The organism is Citrobacter sp. Cpo148, from assembly GCF_030332375.1.
Classification (GTDB): Bacteria; Pseudomonadota; Gammaproteobacteria; order Enterobacterales; family Enterobacteriaceae; genus Citrobacter; species Citrobacter portucalensis.
The window spans coordinates 243,930-263,140 of the sequence record NZ_JAOWHY010000043.1; the positions used below are offsets into that span (position 1 = coordinate 243,930).

Annotated in this window: 20 protein-coding genes and 1 pseudogene; 8 read left to right on the plus strand and 13 right to left on the minus strand. The window is 51.9% G+C overall.

From position 1 onward, the window contains the following. Positions 1-17: 17 nt before the first annotated feature. Positions 18-1,391, minus strand: a complete 1,374-nt coding sequence (gene mdtK / locus OGY10_RS11100; RefSeq protein ID WP_008784661.1) for a multidrug efflux MATE transporter MdtK — start codon at positions 1,389-1,391, stop codon at positions 18-20. A 217-nt stretch (positions 1,392-1,608) separates the two neighbouring features. On the opposite strand from mdtK, the gene OGY10_RS11105 reads away from it, so the two are divergent. Next, a complete protein-coding gene (locus OGY10_RS11105; protein WP_191226059.1) occupies positions 1,609-2,256 on the plus strand; it encodes a riboflavin synthase subunit alpha in 648 nt (215 codons plus the stop codon). A 41-nt stretch (positions 2,257-2,297) separates the two neighbouring features. Here OGY10_RS11105 and cfa read toward each other — a convergent pair whose 3' ends face one another. Next, entirely contained in the window at positions 2,298-3,446 is a 1,149-nt protein-coding gene (gene cfa / locus OGY10_RS11110) for a cyclopropane fatty acyl phospholipid synthase (protein ID WP_286576754.1), read from the minus strand. Between the two features lie 290 nt (positions 3,447-3,736). Continuing rightward, positions 3,737-4,942 (minus strand): purine nucleoside transporter PunC, encoded by a 1,206-nt coding sequence (gene punC / locus OGY10_RS11115; protein WP_032943314.1) that lies wholly within the window; start codon positions 4,940-4,942, stop codon positions 3,737-3,739. 112 nt (positions 4,943-5,054) lie between these two features. Between punC and punR the strand changes: the two genes are divergently transcribed. Then, on the plus strand, positions 5,055-5,987 hold the full coding sequence (punR, locus tag OGY10_RS11120) for a DNA-binding transcriptional activator PunR (RefSeq protein ID WP_003029215.1): 933 nt from the start codon (positions 5,055-5,057) through the stop codon (positions 5,985-5,987). Here punR and purR read toward each other — a convergent pair. After that, positions 5,984-7,009 (minus strand): HTH-type transcriptional repressor PurR, encoded by a 1,026-nt coding sequence (gene purR, locus OGY10_RS11125; RefSeq protein WP_003832757.1) that lies wholly within the window; start codon positions 7,007-7,009, stop codon positions 5,984-5,986. The two genes, punR and purR, sit on opposite strands and share 4 nt — an antisense overlap. Before the next feature lie 297 nt (positions 7,010-7,306). Between purR and cydH the strand changes: the two genes are divergently transcribed. Continuing rightward, positions 7,307-7,396: a cytochrome bd-I accessory subunit CydH gene (cydH, locus tag OGY10_RS11130; protein ID WP_003029209.1), complete on the plus strand. Its 90-nt coding sequence runs from the start codon at positions 7,307-7,309 to the stop codon at positions 7,394-7,396. 176 nt (positions 7,397-7,572) lie between these two features. Then, the gene (locus tag OGY10_RS11135; RefSeq protein WP_008784665.1) at positions 7,573-8,742 is read left to right on the plus strand and encodes an MFS transporter; all 1,170 of its coding nucleotides are present in this window, start codon (positions 7,573-7,575) and stop codon (positions 8,740-8,742) included. Between the two features lie 39 nt (positions 8,743-8,781). On the opposite strand, the gene sodB is transcribed toward OGY10_RS11135, so the two are convergent. After that, positions 8,782-9,363: a superoxide dismutase [Fe] gene (gene sodB, locus OGY10_RS11140; protein WP_003029205.1), complete on the minus strand. Its 582-nt coding sequence runs from the start codon at positions 9,361-9,363 to the stop codon at positions 8,782-8,784. 127 nt (positions 9,364-9,490) lie between these two features. Beyond that, on the minus strand, positions 9,491-10,321 hold the full coding sequence (locus OGY10_RS11145) for a C40 family peptidase (RefSeq protein ID WP_008784666.1): 831 nt from the start codon (positions 10,319-10,321) through the stop codon (positions 9,491-9,493). 334 nt (positions 10,322-10,655) lie between these two features. Here OGY10_RS11145 and grxD point away from each other — a divergent pair, with 334 nt between their 5' ends. Continuing rightward, positions 10,656-11,003, plus strand: coding sequence for a monothiol glutaredoxin 4 (grxD, locus tag OGY10_RS11150; protein WP_003832760.1), 348 nt, complete (start codon positions 10,656-10,658; stop codon positions 11,001-11,003). A 53-nt stretch (positions 11,004-11,056) separates the two neighbouring features. Here the strand turns inward: grxD and rnt are convergent, their stop codons facing one another. The 4 genes from rnt to OGY10_RS11170 all read right to left on the minus strand — a co-directional run bounded on the left by rnt (position 11,057) and on the right by OGY10_RS11170 (position 14,056). Next, entirely contained in the window at positions 11,057-11,704 is a 648-nt protein-coding gene (rnt, locus tag OGY10_RS11155; RefSeq protein ID WP_003029200.1) for a ribonuclease T, read from the minus strand. Positions 11,705-11,799: 95 nt separating this feature from the next. Beyond that, entirely contained in the window at positions 11,800-12,207 is a 408-nt protein-coding gene (gene gloA, locus OGY10_RS11160) for a lactoylglutathione lyase (RefSeq protein WP_003832762.1), read from the minus strand. A 97-nt stretch (positions 12,208-12,304) separates the two neighbouring features. Beyond that, positions 12,305-13,402 carry an alkene reductase gene (locus OGY10_RS11165; RefSeq protein WP_032943320.1) on the minus strand — a complete coding sequence of 366 codons (1,098 nt, stop codon included), beginning with the start codon at positions 13,400-13,402 and terminating at the stop codon, positions 12,305-12,307. Positions 13,403-13,456: 54 nt separating this feature from the next. Beyond that, complete coding sequence (locus OGY10_RS11170) at positions 13,457-14,056, minus strand: TetR/AcrR family transcriptional regulator (RefSeq protein ID WP_003832766.1); 600 nt, start codon at positions 14,054-14,056, stop codon at positions 13,457-13,459. A 101-nt stretch (positions 14,057-14,157) separates the two neighbouring features. Between OGY10_RS11170 and OGY10_RS11175 the strand changes: the two genes are divergently transcribed. From OGY10_RS11175 to sodC, 3 genes are all read left to right on the plus strand, one after another. Next, positions 14,158-14,397, plus strand: a complete 240-nt coding sequence (locus OGY10_RS11175; protein WP_003832768.1) for a DUF1289 domain-containing protein — start codon at positions 14,158-14,160, stop codon at positions 14,395-14,397. Positions 14,398-14,446: 49 nt separating this feature from the next. Beyond that, positions 14,447-15,343, plus strand: a complete 897-nt coding sequence (locus OGY10_RS11180) for an aldo/keto reductase (RefSeq protein ID WP_286576755.1) — start codon at positions 14,447-14,449, stop codon at positions 15,341-15,343. 81 nt (positions 15,344-15,424) lie between these two features. Further along, a complete protein-coding gene (sodC, locus tag OGY10_RS11185; protein ID WP_191226057.1) occupies positions 15,425-15,949 on the plus strand; it encodes a superoxide dismutase [Cu-Zn] SodC in 525 nt (174 codons plus the stop codon). Here sodC and OGY10_RS11190 read toward each other — a convergent pair. The 3 genes and pseudogenes from OGY10_RS11190 to OGY10_RS11200 all read right to left on the minus strand — a co-directional run bounded on the left by OGY10_RS11190 (position 15,925) and on the right by OGY10_RS11200 (position 19,064). After that, positions 15,925-17,965 (minus strand): annotated as a pseudogene (locus tag OGY10_RS11190) (FUSC family protein). The gene sodC and the pseudogene OGY10_RS11190 overlap by 25 nt on opposite strands. Further along, positions 17,962-18,825 carry an efflux RND transporter periplasmic adaptor subunit gene (locus OGY10_RS11195; protein WP_204191734.1) on the minus strand — a complete coding sequence of 288 codons (864 nt, stop codon included), beginning with the start codon at positions 18,823-18,825 and terminating at the stop codon, positions 17,962-17,964. Before OGY10_RS11195 ends, OGY10_RS11190 begins: the two are co-directional and overlap by 4 nt. A gap of 2 nt (positions 18,826-18,827) precedes the next feature. Then, on the minus strand, positions 18,828-19,064 hold the full coding sequence (locus OGY10_RS11200) for a DUF1656 domain-containing protein (protein ID WP_003029180.1): 237 nt from the start codon (positions 19,062-19,064) through the stop codon (positions 18,828-18,830). Positions 19,065-19,211: the final 147 nt, after the last annotated feature.

Here is a 19,211-nt window from a genome sequence, read left to right on the forward strand (position 1 = left end):
TGGCGGCTTTTATGAGGTTATCGCGCAGCGCGTTGTAAAATAACCGCTGACGGCTGGCGTTGTAGAAACCGCATCCGCAGCATCATCAGTATCGCCGCAGAGGTCAGGCCGATAATAAAGCCCATCCAGAATCCCGCCGGTCCCATCCGGTCAACTACCAGATCGGTAAGCGCCAGAATATAACCGCTCGGCAGACCCAGCACCCAGTATGCCGTAAAGGTAATAAAGAAAATGGAACGCGTATCTTTATAACCACGCAGGATCCCGCTGCCAATAACCTGGATAGAGTCCGAAATTTGATACACCGCGGCCAGTAACATGAGCTGAGCCGCCAGGGCGACAACTTCCGGGTTATTGTTATAGAGCAGGGCAATATGCTCGCGGAATGTCACGGTGAAAATCGCCGTTACGACCGCCATGCACACACCAACACCCAGACCCGTTCTGGCTGCGGTTTGCGCATCCAGCGTGGAACCCTGGCCCAGACGATAACCGACACGAATGGTGACGGCGGCAGCCAGAGACATTGGCAGGACGAACATTAACGAGCTGAAGTTCAGTGCGATTTGGTGTCCGGCTACGTCGACAATCCCCAGTGGAGAAACCAGCAGCGCGACCACCGCAAACAACGTCACTTCGAAAAATAACGCCAGCGCGATAGGTAAACCCAGCTGTACCAGACGCTTCATTACTGCGGTGTCAGGTTTCTGGAAACCACGCTCATTACGGATATCGCGCATTGAACGCGCACGTTTGATGTAAGAGAGCATGGCGATAAACATCACCCAGTAAACCGCTGCTGTTGCCACACCACAACCCACGCCACCCAGTTCCGGCATGCCTAAATGCCCATAGATGAAAACATAGTTAACCGGAATGTTCACCAGCAGGCCGAGAAATCCCATCACCATCGCCGGTTTAGTCTTGGCTAATCCTTCGCACTGGTTACGGGCTACCTGGAAGAACAGATAACCCGGTGCGCCCCACAGCAGGGCACGCAGGTAGCCAACGGCTTTATCCGCCAGTGCCGGGTCGATGTTATGCATGGAGCGAATAATGTACCCCGCATTCCATAGCACAACCATAATCAGCACGGAGACGCTGCCCGCCAGCCAGAATCCCTGACGTATTTGATGGGCGATACGGTCGCGGCGTCCGGAACCATTGAGTTGCGCAATTACCGGCGTCAACGCCAGCAGTAGTCCGTGACCAAACAGAATGGCCGGTAGCCAGATGGACGTACCAATGGCGACTGCCGCCATATCCGTCGCGCTGTATCCGCCCGCCATGACGGTATCAACGAATCCCATTGCGGTTTGAGCGATTTGCGCAAGAATCACCGGAATTGCCAGAGCTAATAACTGACGCGCTTCACTTACATACTTTTGCACGTGTACACCACTATATTGTTGTTATTTGAGAGACTAAAAAAGCCGCCTTATATGGCAGCAAGGAGAAAAAGCAGGGGAAATTTCAGTCTATTGTAGCGAGGAATACGTAATTCTCCAGTGAAAAAACAGGCGCTGGTGGCGCATTGCTGGCAACCTGAATTTCCACCTGCTATTGTGCTGTGCAGAGATGTCTTAATTGAGTTCAGGAGTAGGAAGTATGTTTACGGGTATTGTGCAGGGCACCGCAAAATTGGTGTCCATTGATGAAAAACCGAATTTTCGTACGCATGTTGTGGAGTTGCCTGAATATATGCTGGATGCGCTGGAGACCGGCGCATCGGTTGCCCACAATGGATGCTGCCTGACGGTCACCGAAATTAACGGTAACCAGATAAGCTTCGACCTGATGAAAGAAACGCTGCGTATCACCAACCTGGGCGATCTGAAGGTTGGAGATTTGGTTAACGTTGAACGTGCGGCAAAATTCAGTGATGAGATTGGCGGACATTTAATGTCGGGCCATATTATGACCACTGCCGAAGTGTCGAAAATTCTGACCTCGGAGAATAACCGTCAGGTGTGGTTTAAAGTCCAGGATCCGTCGCTGATGAAATATATCCTGTACAAAGGATTTATTGGTATTGACGGTATCAGTCTGACGGTCGGTGAAGTGACGCCGACACGTTTCTGTGTGCATTTGATCCCGGAAACGCTGGAGCGTACGACGCTTGGCAAGAAAAAGCTGGGCGCACGGGTTAATATCGAAATCGATCCCCAAACGCAGGCGGTGGTTGATACCGTTGAGCGTGTCCTGGCGGCGCGTGAAAGCGTCATCAGCAACATAACGGGCGAAGCGGGAGCCTAAGCCTGAGAGTAAAGCCCCCGTTGCTACGGGGGCGAAAACGATTAGCGGGGAACGCGCAGACCGTGTTCAACACCGCGGGAAAAGACCACCTGCCATAGCTGAATATCTCGAGCACGAAACGCCCCAGCGCAGGCGTTCAGATAATAGCTGAACATCCGCTTGAAACGTTCGGTGTAGTTATCGGCGATTTCAGGCCAGGAGCTCATGAAACGCTCGTGCCATGCCATCAGCGTCGTGTCGTAATCCGCGCCAAAATTATGCCAGTCCTCCATCACAAAATGTGGTTCGCTGGCGTTGGCAATCTGGCGAACTGACGGCAAACACCCGTTTGGGAAGATATACTTATTGATCCACGGATCAACGTTATTGTCGGTCTTTTTGGAGCCGATGCTATGCAGTAAAAAGAGACCATCCGGTTTTAAATTACGATCGACCACCTCAAAATAGGTGGCGTAGTTCTTCGGTCCAACATGTTCAAACATGCCGACGGAGACAATGCGGTCGAATTTGTCGTTCAGGTCGCGATAATCCTGCAGCAAAATGGTGACATCCAGCCCAGCGCAACGTTCCTGTGCCATTTTCTGCTGTTCTGCTGAAATGGTCACACCCACCACGCTCACGCCATATTGCGATGCCATAAACTGGGATAAACCACCCCAGCCACAGCCAATATCAAGCACCCGCATTCCTGGCTTCAGTTGCAATTTTTCAGCAATCATTTTGAGCTTCGCCTGCTGGGCAGATTCCAGAGTGTTGGCATCTTTCCAGTAGGCGCAGGAATACTGCATATAGGGGTCAAGCATGCGGGTAAAGAGATCGTTGCCCAAATCGTAATGTTCTTTGCCGACCATCCACGCACGTTTTTTGGTCTGTAAATTGAACAGGCGAGCAGTGGCGATACGTAGCGTATCTTTAAAGTGGCGGGGGAGTTGGTTTTCAAGACCGGCGCGCAAGACTTTACTAAAAAACATGTCCAGCCGGTCGCATTCCCACCAGCCATCCATATAACTTTCACCCAACCCTAACGATCCTTCCTGCAATACGCGTTTGAAAAAATCGGGGTTCTTTACTCGAATATCAGTCGGTGCAGGGCCATTAATGGCAATGCCTGCACGGCTCAATAATTCATTGGTAATGCGGTACCAGTCATCATCCGGTACGCTGACGTCTTCTATACATGATGAACTCATAGCTTCTCCATCACTGGTCGGTGATCAGAACCTTAAAACAGCGTAGACGCTTTTTTGGGCTTTGTGAGAAATCTCACGGAATTAATCCGCGAATCTATAATCCGACGTAGAACAGAGGAAGGGAGAAACCCTTGCCGAAAAGGCCATCCGTGGTAAAACGGGAACGTTCTTGTCCCCGTTAACGCATTAAAATTATCGTTTTTTTAACAACTGAAAATCAGTATATGCCTGAATTTTTGACGATTCAACCAATAATTGTTAGCGGGCTAACTAAATGCCCGCAACCATTATTAGTGCGACTCTCCGTGGGCAACTTGCGCACGATCATCTGTTTGCGGGGCGTCAGTTTTCTGCGACTGCATTTTGTAACCCACAGCAGCCAGCAATACTGTTGTCAGCATAACGCTGGTGGTGGTGAGCAGTGGGGTGGCAATCAACCAGGAAACGACAAGGCTTGCCAGGAAGCATAAACCCAGTTGCAGCGTATTCTGCAATGCGGCTGCGCGTCCCGTGGCCTGTGGGAAAGGGCGTAATGCCTGCGCGACAACGATAGGGTAGATTGCGCCGTTCGCAATCGCCATAACGCAGAATGGGATCAGGATTTCAGCCAATGCAACATGATGAATAAAGCCGGTCGCCCAGGTGCCTACAACGCTGAAGGCATACAGAATGAGTAACCAGGGCAGCAGCTGACGACCCTGCCATTTTTGCAGCGCTGCACGACAGCCGTAACCACCAATTAAGAAGGCGATAGTTTGCGGAACATAGCTCAGACCAATTACCGCTGGGCTATAACCCATTTCGCTGAGGATGAACGGGGAACCCGTCAGCCATGCGAAAAAGCTCGCGGAACAGGCGGCATAAATCAGCACGTTTCCACGGTAAGTTTTCGAGCGCAGCAAGGTGGCGAAAGTCAGTTTATCCTGGCTGTCATCGCGCGCTTTAGCCGTTGGCTTTAGACGCAGAGCCGGAAGCATCAGAATCAGAGTAATGGCAAACAGAGTGGCAAAAATGGCCTGCCAGGAAAAATGTACCAGGATCCAACTACCTAATAGCGGGGCGAGTGCAGGAGATAACCCGACCAGCGGCATAATAGTGGCAAAGATGCGGTTTACTTTTTGTGAAGGATAATAATCGGTAACCAGCGCTTGCCAGATAACCGATGCCGCACAGACGCCAACGGCCTGAACAAATCGCAGTACCAGCAGACCAGTGGCGTTTTCAACCCATAGCATGCCCAGACTGCCCAGTGCGAAGATAGATAAACCCAGCAGCAAAATAGGCTTGCGACCATAGTGGTCAGAAAGCGGCCCCCACAGCAGTTGCGCGACGGCAAACCCCGCTAAGAACAAGCTCAGGCTGGCGCTGACGGCAGATGCAGGTGTTTGCAGATCGGACTGAATAGCAGCAAAGGCAGGTAGATACATATCCGTTGCCAGAAAACCGAGCACGCTAAGACCTGCCAGCCAGACTAAAAACCCTTTCCCAGGTTGCATCATCATTTCTCTTTTTTAGCAGTAGAACAATGCCGCTGAGTGTAGTGAGTGTAATTCTCGCTGTGAAACGCTAATATTTGCTTACTGATTTCAAATTTTTTGCAGGCAGAATATGTGGTCGGAATATTCACTTGAAGTGGTTGATGCGGTTGCGCGTAACGGCAGTTTTAGTTCGGCCGCGCAGGAGCTGCACCGTGTACCTTCGGCGGTAAGCTACACCGTGCGCCAGCTGGAAGAGTGGCTGGCGGTGCCACTTTTTGAGCGACGCCATCGGGATGTGGAATTAACGCCTGCCGGGGCATGGTTTTTAAAAGAAGGCCGCTCTGTTATCAAAAAAATGCAGATCACGCGCCAGCAATGTCAGCAAATTGCCAACGGCTGGCGCGGACAGCTGGCGATCGCCGTCGATAACATTGTCCGCCCGGATCGTACCCGACAGATGATCGTGGATTTCTACCGTCACTTTGATGATGTGGAGTTGTTAGTTTTTCAGGAAGTGTTTAACGGCGTGTGGGACGCACTGTCTGATGGGCGTGTGGAGCTGGCCATCGGGGCCACACAGGCCATTCCGGTCGGGGGGCGCTATACCTTCCGCGATATGGGAATGCTGAGCTGGAGCTGCGTGGTAGCCAGTCATCACCCACTGGCGTCAATGCCCGGACCGTTAAGTGATGACACGTTGCGCAACTGGCCGTCACTGGTGCGCGAAGATACCTCCCGAACATTGCCGAAGCGTATTACCTGGCTGCTGGACAACCAAAAGCGCGTCGTCGTGCCGGACTGGGAATCCTCTGCGACCTGTTTGTCCGCGGGATTGTGCGTGGGCATGGTACCGACGCATTTTGCCAAGCCGTGGATCGATAGCGGTAAATGGGTTGCGCTGCAACTGGAGAACCCTTTTCCTGATGCCGCATGCTGCCTGACATGGCAGCAGAACGATACGTCACCGGCATTGAGTTGGCTGCTGGACTATTTAGGGGATAGTGAAACGTTGAACAAGGAATGGCTGCGGGAGCCAGATGAGACTCCCGCACAACAGGCTTAACGGCGGTAATCGCGGAACGGACCGTCGGCAACGGAGCGACGCTCAACCAGGCGCGGATGCACCTCGATAGACTGTGACTCTTCACGTTTATTCACGATACGGTCTAACAGCATGTTGAAGGCCGTTTCACCCAGTGAATCCTTCGGCTGGTGAATGGTCGTCAAGGCCGGCGTGAAGAAGCGGGCGTTGCGCACGTTGTCGTAGCCGATGAGTGAGACATCCTGCGGTACGCGCAGCCCCATTTCGTCAGCGGCGCACAGCGCACCCATTGCCATAATATCGCCACCGCAGAAGACAGCGGTCGGACGATGTGACTGCGACAGAATTTGCTGCATGGCGCGATAGCCGGATTCAGGCTCGAAATCGCCCTGAACAATCCAGTTTTCAGGCACTTTAATCAGCGCTTCTTCCATCGCTTTCATAAAGCCAGCCAGACGCCCGGCCCCGGTGTTACGTTCCATTGGGCCAGGGATCACGCCAATCTCACGATGACCGCGTTCTACCAGATACCGGCCCGCCATGTAACCGCCTTCGAAGGCGTTATCAATGACCGTATCGGTAAAGTCGGCTTTTGCTTCGCCCCAGTCCATGACGACCATCGGGATATGGCGATACTCTTCGAGCATCGAAAGCAGCGACTCCGGATACTCAGAACACATCACCAGCAGACCATCAACGCGCTTTTGCGCCATCATCGACAGATAAGCCTGCTGTTTTTCGAGACTGTTCCATGCGTTACCCAGGATCAGGGTATAGCCTTTCTGGAAACAGTTTTTCTCAACGGCTTCGATAATTTCGGCGAAATAGGCCGCTTCGCTGCTGGTCGCCAGCAAGCCGATAGACTTGGTGTGATTTACCTTCAGGCTGCGGGCAACTGCGCTCGGAGAATAGTGCAGTTCTTTGATTGCTGCCCAGACAGCATTACGTGTTTCTTCCGCGACAAAGCGCGTCTTGTTAATTACGTGTGATACGGTTGTAGTGGAAACGTTTGCTCGCTTCGCTACATCTTTAATTGTTGCCATTACATCTCACTCCAGACCATATCCTAAGCTCCTGAGAATACTCCAGGTAAACGTTTGCCTTTACACACCCTTATCGCAACGTAAGGGTTGCGGCACGCCGGGAAAACGACACGGAACGTCAGGAAGGGGTCAATGGCCGGTACGCTAATCAAGTAAGCGTGGAATTTTGTCTGATCTTAACGAAAAGGGGAAGAGTTAAAAGCAGTTATCAATATAAATCGTGAGAGATTTTTGCTTTCAAGTGTGTAAAAATGCGCAATATCACTTTTTGTGTGGGAATAAAAAGGAGAAAACTTGATGAGCACCGATCTGAAATTTTCGTTAGTGACTACCATTATTGTTCTGGGTTTGATCGTCGCGGGTGGTCTGACCGCAGCGCTGCATTGATTCCCCCCGAGGGAGTTAGCTCTCCCTCATCCCTTCGACTCGTTTTTCCCCTCTATTGTTTGCGAATAAGCAAAAGTCTTTTGCAGTTTTGTTAACTTTATTAATTTTGCGATCAATGTCATGCTTTTGACTCTTATTTTATGTCGTGCCACGGCTCGACGATACGGAGTCGAAATATGAAAATCAATTACCCTTTACTGGCGCTGGCAATCGGGGCGTTTGGTATTGGCACCACCGAGTTTTCGCCAATGGGGTTATTGCCCGTCATTGCTAAAGGTGTGGACGTCTCGATTCCGGCGGCTGGCATGCTGATCAGCGCTTATGCGGTAGGTGTGATGGTAGGTGCACCGCTGATGACATTGCTGCTGTCTCATCGTGCGCGACGTAATGCTTTGATATTCCTGATGGCGATTTTCACGCTGGGTAATGTGCTTTCGGCTATCTCGCCGGATTACACCACGCTGATGCTATCGCGTATTTTGACCAGTCTTAATCATGGAGCCTTTTTTGGTCTCGGTTCTGTGGTTGCAGCCAGTGTGGTACCCAAACATAAGCAGGCCAGCGCTGTGGCAACGATGTTTATGGGGTTAACCATCGCCAATATTGGCGGCGTTCCGGCGGCGACCTGGCTTGGTGAAACCATCGGCTGGCGCATGTCGTTTATGGCCACTGCGGGGCTGGGTGTCATTGCGATGGTCAGCCTGTTCTTCTCATTACCCAAGGGTGGAGCAGGAGAGCGCCCGGATGTCCGTAGCGAACTGGCGGTACTTATGCGCCCGCAGGTGCTGTCGGCGTTACTGACTACCGTACTGGGTGCTGGGGCGATGTTCACGCTGTATACCTACATCTCGCCGGTTCTGCATACTATCACTCATGCTACTCCGGCATTTGTTACCGGCATGCTGGTGTTGATAGGCGTTGGCTTCTCGATCGGTAACTATTTTGGCGGCAAACTGGCTGACCGTTCAGTCAACGGTACGCTGAAAGGCTTTTTGCTGCTGCTGATGGTTATTATGCTGGCCATTCCTTTCCTTGCGCGTAATGAGCTGGGAGCGGCGGTCAGTATGGTGGTCTGGGGCGCGGCGACGTTTGCGGTCGTTCCACCGTTGCAGATGCGTGTGATGCGCGTTGCCAGCGAAGCACCTGGATTATCATCGTCAGTCAATATTGGCGCGTTTAATCTGGGGAACGCTCTGGGGGCTGCGGCCGGTGGGGCGGTAATATCTGGCGGCCTGGGCTACAGTTTTGTACCGGTAATGGGGGCGATTGTGGCGGGTCTTGCGCTGCTGCTGGTGTTCATTTCCGCAAGAAGACAGCCTGAAGAGGCTTTCACTACCGCGAATTAATGCAAAAACGCAGAAGGAAGTCCTTCTGCGTTATCTTTTTTATGCTGCGAAGTTCTTCGCAACAAATTCCCAGTTCACCAGCGCCCAGAAATGTTCCAGGTAGCCAGGACGAGCATTGCGATAGTCGATGTAGTAGGCGTGTTCCCATACGTCAACGGTCATCAGCGGCGTCGCGTCGGTAGTCAGCGGAGTACCTGCGTTGGAGGTGGAGACGATAGCCAGTTTGCCATCCGTTCCTTTAACCAGCCAGGTCCAGCCAGAACCGAAGTTTTTGATAGCTGCATCGGTGAACTGCGCTTTGAAATCTGCAAAGCTGCCAAAGGAAGCGGCGATTGCATCAGCCAGTTTACCGGTCGGTTCACCACCTGCGTTTGGTGCCAGGCAGTTCCAGTAGAACGTGTGGTTCCATACTTGTGCTGCGTTATTGAATACACCGCCTTCAGAGCTACGAACGATCTCTTCCAGTGATTTGCCTTCAAACGCCGTGCCTTTAATCAGATTGTTCAGATTGGTCACGTAGGTTTGATGGTGTTTGCCATAGTGATATTCCAGCGTTTCGGCAGAAATGTGCGGTGCCAGAGCATCTTTGGCATACGGTAATGCAGGTAATTCAAACGACATTGCTTCTCTCCTTATTATTTATATTGAGTACACACAATAGCCTCATTGTGAGTAAGGATAGGGTAACAAATTGAAAGGTTATGCAAAAGAAGAACTTACCCTACAGCATGTTCTGTAGGGTAAGTTTTTAGCGAATTGTTTTTGGCGTCATTACCCGACGAGCGCCCACATAGTGGCGCTGCCAGTAATCTTCGCTCAGAGAGGTGATTTGAATTTCCTGCCCGCTGCGCGGTGACTGAATAAACTTACCGTTGCCGACGTAAACGCCGACGTGATCGGCTGTTCCGCGACCCTGGGTACGAAAGAAGACCAGATCGCCATTTTTCAGTTCGCCACGTTCAATTGGTGCGGCATCACGCAGATGGTACATTTCATTCGCGGTACGCGGAATGCGGAACTTCACCAGATCTTTATAGGCGTAATAAACCAGACCGCTGCAGTCAAACCCGGTTCTTGGCGAGGAGCCGCCCCAGCGATAAGGTTTACCGATTTGGTTCATCAAGGTGGACATAGCGGTTTTAGTCGCTTTCTGCACTTTCACTTTATGTGCGTCAGCAAGAGTAGTCGGTGCAGTAGTTTTCACCTTCACACAGCGTGGTTTATGACCTTTGCGCGGTGTGCATTTTTCAGTCCAGGTAACGGCTGCGGTTTGTGCTGCGGCAGTTTTACCACGGCGATTTGCAGTTTTAGTCGACTTTGCCGGAGTGGCAGTGCGTTTTTTGGAAGAGGAAGCGGTTTTGGTGCTGGTTTTGCTGGTGGTCTTTGTCGCCGTTTTCTTGCTGGTCTTTGTTGTTTTTTGGCTGGTTGTTGCGCTTTTCTTTTTATCTACCGTCTTGAGTGGGTGAGTACTGGTAGGTGTCGTCCTGGCCTGCTTGGAAGCATGAGCCATAGGCGTAAAAGGCAGTGTAGTAAAAAGCAAAGCACAGAGCGTGATCGAGATTCGGTTTATCCGCGCCACTGAGCAGTCCTCTGGTAAGGCAGGTCTATCGTGCCTGCGTGTGATTTTCAAAACTTGATGATTCTAATCTATAGAAAGAGGGAAAGTTAATAGCTTTTTTTGTTTAAAACTATGTTTCGTAACCGACCGCAAAAAAAAACAGCAATTAACGTTTGAGTTGGTGAACAGATAATCAAATCCACATGTTTGAAGGGGATAAGTGAGATTGTGAATGCAACTTTTAGCGTCAGGGGATAAAATAATAACGCGTAATGAAAATGTTATTTTCCGTTGCCTGTCTGACCCGTTACAATGTCAGACTACTGCCGTAAAAGAAGTTTAAGGAAGCAAGATAATGAGCACCACTATCGAAAAAATCCAGCGCCAGATCGCTGAAAACCCGATTCTCCTGTACATGAAAGGTTCCCCTAAACTGCCAAGCTGCGGTTTCTCCGCACAGGCTGTGCAGGCGCTGTCAGCCTGTGGTGAACGCTTTGCTTATGTTGATATTCTGCAGAACCCGGATATTCGCGCCGAACTGCCGAAATACGCAAACTGGCCAACTTTCCCACAGCTGTGGGTTGATGGTGAGCTGGTTGGCGGTTGTGACATTCTGATCGAAATGTACCAGCGCGGTGAGTTGCAGCAGCTGATTAAAGAAACAGCAGCGAAATACAAAACCGAAGAGCCGGACGCTGAGTAATACCAGCAGAAGTAAAAAAGCGACCTGAAATGGTCGCTTTTTTTATGTCGCCGTTACGCTTCTTCAGGCACGGGAAGAGGCCAACCGCCGAGACGTTTCCAGCGGTTAACGATTTCGCAAAACAGCACGGCCGTACGTTCGGTGTCATACAACGCCGAGTGCGCCTGATTCCCGTCAAACTCCATTCCCGCCGCCAGGCACGCTTTTGACAATACAGTCTGCCCCAGAGACAGACCGCTTAATGCCGCCGTATCAAAGGTTACAAATGGGTGGAACGGATTACGTTTGAGCGAGGCGCGTTCTGCTGCAGCCATCATGAAACTGTGGTCGAACGTAGCGTTATGCGCCACCATGATTGCCCGATTGCAGCCGCTGTCTTTAATGCCTTTACGCACCATTTTGAAGATGGCATGCAGAGCATCATATTCGCTGACCGCACCGCGTAGCGGATTGTTAGGGTCAATACCGTTAAAGGCGAGCGCTTCCGGTTGCAAATTGGCACCTTCAAACGGCTCTACGTGGAAATGTAACGTCGTGTCCGGCATCAGCCAGCCTTGTTCATCCATTTTCAGTGTGATGGCGGCAATCTCAAGCAGCGCATCGGTTTTGGCATTGAACCCTGCGGTTTCGACATCAATGACGACAGGATAAAAACCACGAAAACGGTCACACAGACCGGAAAGTTGAGCGTTATCGGACATCTGGGTCTCTTAATACGGGAAAATTGCAGCGCGTATTATGGCAAAATGATGAGTATAAAACTATGGGCACAGACGATCTGCGCCCGAGGGGGAGATTAATCGCCCAGGCCGCGCCCGGCGTCTTTCTCTTCGATCAGCTCAATTTTGTAGCCGTCCGGATCTTCAACGAACGCAATCACTGTGGTGCCGCCTTTTACTGGACCTGCTTCACGCGTTACGTTACCGCCATTCTGGCGAATACGTTCACAGGCTTCAGCCGCGTTGTCTACGCTCAGGGCGATATGGCCATAGGCAGTACCCAGATCATACTTGTCGACACCCCAGTTATAGGTCAGTTCGATTACTGCTTCACTGGTTTCAGGACCGTAGCCGACAAAAGCCAGAGAGTACTTGTATTCAGGGTTTTCGCTGGTACGCAGCAGCTTCATGCCCAGCACGTTGGTATAAAACTCGATGGAACGCTGCAGGTCACCCACGCGCAGCATGGTATGGAGTAAACGCATCTTTTTCCCCTTCGAAAATGGCTAATACATTCAAAATGTTGTTTTAGTATAGCGGCGTTGTTACGCCGCTATCAATGGCAGAACGGAGATTGTGACGTTAGAGGGTAGGATAGTCGGTGTAACCTTCCGCGCCGCCGCCGTAGAAACTCTCGGCACGTTGCGGATTCAGTTCTGCTTTGCGTTGCAGACGCGCCACCAGATCCGGGTTAGCAATATAGGCGCGACCAAAAGCAACGGCGTCGATCAGACCTTTCTCGATCAGCGCTTCTGCTTTTTCTGGGGTGTAAGCACCAGCACCAATGATAGGGCCGTGGAAGCGCGCGCGAACTTTTTCGCGGAACGCATCGGAATACGGCTCGCCACCGGCCCAGTCCGGCTCAGACATGTGCAGGTAAGCGATTCCGCGCTTGCCCAATTGTTCAATCAGATACAGCGCATCGGCTTCTTCGTTTGGGCCATTGTCTACGTTCTGGAAAGTGCCAATCGGGGAGACGCGAATACCAATGCGATCGGCACCCCATTCTTTAATTCCGGCATCAACCACTTCCAGTACCAGACGCGCACGATTTTCGACGCTGCCACCGTATTGATCAGTACGCTGGTTAGACGTTGGCGACAGGAACTGGTGCAGCAGGTAGCCGTGGGCAGAGTGCAGTTCAACCATATCGAAACCCGCTTCGCGCGCATTGGCTATCGCCTGACGGAAGTCATTAACGATGCCCGGAATCTCTTCGGTTTCCAGCGCACGCGGCATTGAGGTATCGGCACGCGTTGCCAGGCCGTTTTCATCGCGCAGCGAGGTGCGGGTTCCAGCGCTAATCGCGGAAGGTGCAACTGGAGCTTGACCGTTTGGCTGCAGACTGGCGTGAGAGATGCGTCCAGTGTGCCACAACTGGACAGCAATATGACCTTGCTCAGCGTGTACGGCAGCAGTGATTTTCTTCCATGCGGCAATTTGCGCTTCGCTATGTAAGCCGGGTGCTCCGGCATAGCCTTTCGCCTGTGCGGAAATCTGCGTCGCTTCGCTGATGATAAGCCCCGCGCTGGCGCGTTGACGGTAATACTCGGCCATCAGCGGAGTAGGGATGTCGCCAGGCTCAATACTGCGCAGACGCGTCAGTGGCGCCATAAATACGCGGTTTGCTGCCGTAATAGCACCCACTTTCAGTGGGGAAAACAGTTTTTCAGATGACATGTGGCACTCCTGAATAGACCGGTCGTCTAGTAATGAAGGAAATAAAAACGCCTGTTAAACGGCAGGCGTTGTGATGATGTTTTTAACGTGCGCCAGCGCATTTTCCAGCGGAGTGGCGCTACGAGAAATCTTGGCCTGCAGGTTGGCGCCAAGCCACAGCGCATACAGTACCTGCGCCTGCTGTAACGGCTCGCCAACAAAAGACAGACAATGGCTGGCCTGACCTTTCTCCAGCGCCTGCGCTAACAGCACAATAATGTGCCGCGCGCCTTTATCCATCGCTGTGCGCATATCTTCTGACAGATCGCACACTTCGGCAGACAGTTTTACAGTTAAACAGCCGCTAATAATGCCGTGCTGGCTAAACTGGTTCAGGGTTTCCTGATAGTAGGCCAGAATGCGATCGCGGTAGTTTCCCGCTCCCGTATCAAAGTGCGTAGCCAGTCGCCGATGATAGGCCGCATAGTGGCGTTCCAGCATCGCGACACCGAACGCTTCTTTAGAGCGAAAGTAATGATAAAACGAACCTTTGGGTACTTCAGCGGTTTTCAGTAGTTCGCTTAACCCCATGCCGGTGAAGCCGCGCTGCATACACAGCAGTTCGCCAGTCGCCAGCAGATGTTCGCGTGTATCGTGTTCAGTGATTTTGTTCATGGGAAGGAGTGTAATAGACCAGTCGGTCTAATGCAATAGCGCTTGCGAGAAATTCAGTTAACGTCTTCAATAGGTATATCAATCTTATTAAAGGAGGGGATGTGGCCGAACAGCTGGAGTTTTTCCCCGTCCAGAGCCCATGCCGTGGAATATGTCAGTCTGACGAACGCGGCTTTTGCCGTGGCTGTTTTCGCAGTCGGGATGAGCGTTTTAACTGGCAAAAGATGAGCGATACCCAAAAGCAGGAAGTGCTGCGGCTTTGTCGTCAGCGCCTGATGCGTAAATTACGCGCAAACAAAGCCAACCCTTCGGAAGAACCGCAACAACCTTCACTCTTTTAAAAGCGTAATTGCGTATACTCGAGACACATTCACTTAAAAGGAAGCTGCTATGGTTCAGCGTATTACTATTGCGCCGCAAGGCCCGGAATTTTCTCGCTTTGTGATGGGGTACTGGCGCCTGATGGACTGGAATATGTCCGCGCGCCAGCTAGTCAGCTTTATTGAAGAGCATCTGGATCTTGGCGTGACCACCGTCGATCACGCCGATATTTACGGTGGATACCTGTGTGAAGCGGCGTTTGGTGAGGCAATGAAACTGGCTCCGCATTTGCGTGATAAAATGCAGATTGTGACCAAATGCGGGATCGCGACGACGGCGCGCGCGGAAAATGCGCTGGGCCACTACATCACCGACAGTGCACATATTATTGCCAGTGCGGAAGAGTCGCTGAAGCTGCTGGCGACCGATCATATTGATCTGCTGCTGATCCACCGTCCCGATCCGCTTATGGATGCTGACGATGTCGCCGACGCTTTTAAAAAATTGCACCATAGTGGCAAAGTGCGTCACTTTGGCGTCTCCAACTTCACCCCGGCACAGTTCTCATTGCTGCAATCGCGTCTGCCGTTTACTCTGGCGACCAACCAGGTAGAAATTTCACCAGTACATCAGCCGCTCCTGTTGGATGGTACTTTAGATCAACTGCAACAGCTGCGAATTCGCCCGATGGCCTGGTCCTGTCTCGGCGGTGGTCGCCTGTTTAATGATGATGCTTTCCAGCCTTTACGTAATGAGCTTGCCGTGATCGCTGAAGAGTTGAATGCGCAATCTATTGAGCAGGTGGTATACGCCTGGATTTTACGTCTGCCGTCTCAGCCGCTGCCGATTATTGGCTCAGGAAAAATAGAGCGTGTACGTGCTGCCATTGAGTCTGAGTCGCTGAACATGTCTCGCCAGCAATGGTTCCGCATTCGTAAAGCGGTGCTGGGTTACGACGTACCCTAATCGCGTTTTTGGCGCATCTCCGTTCAAATTTGTGTCACTGGTTTACACTTAACAATCAGACACCTTTTGGACGGAGGTCTTATGAAGCGTTTGAGTTTGGCCATCATCACTCTACTTGCCTGTGCAGGTGCGCAGGCTGCCAGTGAAGAAAAAGTGACGATGAATCTGGTCACATCGCAAGGCGTCGGCCAGGCGATTGGTACGGTCACTATTGCTGAAACCGCAAAGGGGCTGAAGTTTACGCCCGATCTGAAAGCGTTGCCGCCAGGTGAACATGGCTTCCATGTGCATATGAACGGCAGTTGCCAACCCGCGATTAAAGAAGGGAAAGCCTCAGCCGCAGAATCGGCTGGTGGCCATTACGATCCGCATCAAACCGGTAAACATGAAGGCCCGGAAGGCGCAGGTCATATGGGCGACCTGCCGCTATTGGTGGTGAATAACGAAGGTAACGCCACAACGCCGGTCGTTGCGCCGCGGCTGAAAACGATCGATGAGGTTAAAGGTAAAGCGCTGATGATCCATGTGGGCGGCGATAATATGTCCGATCAACCGAAACCGCTTGGCGGTGGCGGAGCGCGCTACGCCTGTGGTGTTATCAAATAATCAACGACTGAGAGTACCCGGCGGCGGCGCCTGTTCGAGTTGTGAAAGCGAGCAGTGTAGCCGCCAGACCAGTGCCGACAGTTCCTGCGCAGCGGGTTGATGATGGTGGGCAAGCGTATCGCAGATGCGCTGTAGCTCATTCAGCGTGGCATTCAGTGGTCGTTGCTGGACGCCACGTTCGCTCATTACATCGCGCAGCAGCGAGATACACACGTCCCTGACGCGAGCCAGCGGATCGGAACGCGCCTCCCAGGTGCGCAGTTGCCACACCACGTGCGAGCAGTTCAGTAAAACGCCCCCCCAACGTAATAACCAGCGTCGCGCCAGCGCATCCTGACTGTTGCTGAGCTGGCTGACGTGATGATAGGTCAGCGATTCAAATTCGTTTTCACTGAGTGATGGATGTCGGCTGAGCTGATCGACAAAATCCCGGCGCAGGGCGCGAATATGGCGGCGACTTTTCCGTGCATCCGACCCGGGGCGCAGAATGGCGAAGGCCAGCCATGACAGCGCCACGCCGGTGATTTTCGCCATATTGTCATTCAGGAAATCAGCAAAATCATAAACCGGCGGATTGGTCACCGCGATAAACGAACCCATAAATACAATCAGCTGCCCCCAAAGACCTGCCAGGGCAGGCATTTGTAGCTTCAACAGTTGCATGGTGGCGAGTAGCGGGAAGAGAAAGAGAATAAACTGCCAGAGGTCGGAAATTTGCACCATCAGGCCAAACTTAACCACAAAGCTAAATAGCGACAGTAGAACCAGCGTACGCATCAGCAAAGAAAGCGACTTGAACGGTGTGGCAACGGCGGAATACAGCACACTGCTGATCGCGGCGAGCGTGAGTGCGCCAGAGCCTGATTCCCATTGTGCACCAATGCTCCATGCGCCGATAAGCATCAAAGTGCAGAACGTACGCAACCCGCTCCAGATAGCTTCCGCATTATCGGTATGACGGGCAAGTCCCGGCGTGCGGGCGATATTAATACGCTCGGCGGTAACACCATTTTCCAGTAAATGCAGATAATGACTGCTGCGCAGGTAGAGCCGACAAAAATAACGCAGTCGTTGCCAGAAGGCGACGTGTCGATAGTCGCGGGCATCGACGGGCCGCAGCGGGGCAATAATACATGCGACGGTGTAGCTATTCGCATTGGATTTTATTAGTTCGCTGAGCAACTGCTCGATGATTTCCCGGGTGTTGGACGGGGGATTAGGCCAGTTCAGCAGCATCCTGCGCAGACTGGAAATCACGCTGGTCATCCGTAACTGCTGGTGCAACAGCGAATTGAGCAAAGCATTCTGGCGACGAAAGCGGTAATGACTCCAGAAAGCCTGAATACGCAGCAGGTTCATGGTCAGAATCTGCCCGATAACACCTTCATGGGCTGTGCGAATGGCATCCGTGGTTTCTGGTTGCCAGAGTAGGCTGGCATGTTCCAGTAAACGTGAATGCATGTTTTTCAATGCAGTCAGTAACGTGGTGCCATCGGAGGTGCTGGGTAGGATCATCATCATCACGCCACCACACAGGATACCGACGATGACTTCACACACGCGTGCCTGCGCGATATCCCATAACTGCGTAATTTCCACGGTATTGACCATGGGAAACGCAATGATCGCCGCCGTATAACCCGCCAGTTGAAAGGCGTAGGCAACGTTATTGGTGAAGTGCGCGCATGCCCAGGTACAAAAACCGATCCACACTGACATGCTCAGCAAAAACAGCCACGGCTCATTGAGAGTATGACCGGCAATAATCAATGCGGCGGTGGCTCCCAGTAGGCTACCCGCCACGCGACCCAGACTTTTGCTGATAACCCCGCCAACGGTGGGAAAACTAACCACCGCCGCAGAGGTCATCGCCCAGTAGGGCTCATCCAGATTCAGATAATAAGCAAAAGTTAACGCCAGGCACATCGCAATGGTGTTACGCAGCGCATAACGCCACTGTGCCGCCGTGGCTTTAAACCACGGCAAATTGCCTGGTGTCAGGCGGGGCAGTTTCATTTACGCTGGCCGATGGATACGCTGCAGGTTGTACCTGACACCAGCGTGACCTCCCGCGGCAGGGCGTCGAATTCGATGCGTACCGGGACACGCTGCGCCAGACGTACCCACGGCACGTTGGGTTTGATGTCGGGAATCAGGCCGGAATCACTTTCCACACTTTGATCGTAGATGGCACGGCCAATACTGGAAACGTGACCCTGTAACTTTACATTGCCGCTGTAGAGTGTAATCGTCGCAGGTGCGCCTTCTCGAATATGGCGCAATTTGGTTTCTTCAAAATATCCCATCACATAAAAAGAGTGACTGTCGACAAGGGCAAACAGGGGCTTACCGGTTGAGGCGTAATCACCGGTACGGGTAGACAGGTTTGTGACCCAACCCGCCACGGGGGCTTTGACCACCGTTTGCGTCAGTTGCCACTGGGCCTGGCGCAAACTGGCCTCAGCCGCTTCAACGCTTGCCTGCATGGCTTTCACGTTGAGATTTGCGGTATCCAGATCCTCGGCTGAGATGTAATTTTGCGATAAATGACGGCGGCGGTTGGCTTCGTTATTGGCTTTCGCCAGGTCAGACTGCGCTTTTGCCAGTTGCGCTTGCGCATTCAGTTCAGCAATGTGAAATGGCGTCTTGTCGATAATAAAAAGGACATCGCCTTTATTCACAAACTGGTTATCTTTTATATAGAGTTCGCTAATGCTGCCTGACACCTGCGGCGTGATGCTGACCTGCTCAGCACGTACTTTGCCATCACGTGTCCAGGGCGATTGCATATAGTAATTCCACATCCACCATCCGGCGAAAACTGCGATTGCAGCGACTATAATAGTTGAGAAGTATTTAATGGTTTTAAGCGACATAATCACCACGCTATCAGCATAACAAAGGCCAGACATACGCAAAGCGTAAAGAGTGACAGATCCATTAGCAGGGGATGCCAGATTTCGCCGGAGTAAATCCAGTCGCGCAGCAGGCGATGAACAACCAGCCAGAGAATAAATCCTGCTACAATCGCCTTGAAAACAGGAGGGAAGTAGACAGATGCGCCGATCATTAAATCTTGTAGGGGCAATCCTGTTGCATTAAACATAAACTTCACGGGCAAAATCCTTGACGGAAGAGAGCATTGCTATAGGTTTAGCAAAAAAGAGACAATGAGTCTCCGTAACGCATAATGTCTGAAAAAATGTCAGCCGGTAAGCAAATTTGGCAATACATTTGTTTTGGGAATACAAATGCTGCACAC

Excerpts from the sequence above, each read along its gene's own strand:
- cfa (WP_286576754.1), bottom strand. The coding sequence starts at position 3,446 with ATGAGTTCATCATGTATAGAAGACGTCAGCGTACCGGATGATGACTGG.
- gloA (WP_003832762.1), bottom strand. The coding sequence starts at position 12,207 with ATGCGTTTACTCCATACCATGCTGCGCGTGGGTGACCTGCAGCGTTCC.
- OGY10_RS11105 (WP_191226059.1), top strand. The coding sequence starts at position 1,609 with ATGTTTACGGGTATTGTGCAGGGCACCGCAAAATTGGTGTCCATTGAT.
- OGY10_RS11180 (WP_286576755.1), top strand. The coding sequence starts at position 14,447 with ATGGTTCAGCGTATTACTATTGCGCCGCAAGGCCCGGAATTTTCTCGC.
- grxD (WP_003832760.1), top strand. The coding sequence starts at position 10,656 with ATGAGCACCACTATCGAAAAAATCCAGCGCCAGATCGCTGAAAACCCG.
- OGY10_RS11170 (WP_003832766.1), bottom strand. The coding sequence starts at position 14,056 with ATGAACAAAATCACTGAACACGATACACGCGAACATCTGCTGGCGACT.
- OGY10_RS11195 (WP_204191734.1), bottom strand. The coding sequence starts at position 18,825 with ATGTCGCTTAAAACCATTAAATACTTCTCAACTATTATAGTCGCTGCA.
- OGY10_RS11135 (WP_008784665.1), top strand. The coding sequence starts at position 7,573 with ATGAAAATCAATTACCCTTTACTGGCGCTGGCAATCGGGGCGTTTGGT.
- punC (WP_032943314.1), bottom strand. The coding sequence starts at position 4,942 with ATGCAACCTGGGAAAGGGTTTTTAGTCTGGCTGGCAGGTCTTAGCGTG.
- sodC (WP_191226057.1), top strand. The coding sequence starts at position 15,425 with ATGAAGCGTTTGAGTTTGGCCATCATCACTCTACTTGCCTGTGCAGGT.
- cydH (WP_003029209.1), top strand. The coding sequence starts at position 7,307 with ATGAGCACCGATCTGAAATTTTCGTTAGTGACTACCATTATTGTTCTG.
- rnt (WP_003029200.1), bottom strand. The coding sequence starts at position 11,704 with ATGTCCGATAACGCTCAACTTTCCGGTCTGTGTGACCGTTTTCGTGGT.
- OGY10_RS11165 (WP_032943320.1), bottom strand. The coding sequence starts at position 13,402 with ATGTCATCTGAAAAACTGTTTTCCCCACTGAAAGTGGGTGCTATTACG.
- sodB (WP_003029205.1), bottom strand. The coding sequence starts at position 9,363 with ATGTCGTTTGAATTACCTGCATTACCGTATGCCAAAGATGCTCTGGCA.
- purR (WP_003832757.1), bottom strand. The coding sequence starts at position 7,009 with ATGGCAACAATTAAAGATGTAGCGAAGCGAGCAAACGTTTCCACTACA.
- punR (WP_003029215.1), top strand. The coding sequence starts at position 5,055 with ATGTGGTCGGAATATTCACTTGAAGTGGTTGATGCGGTTGCGCGTAAC.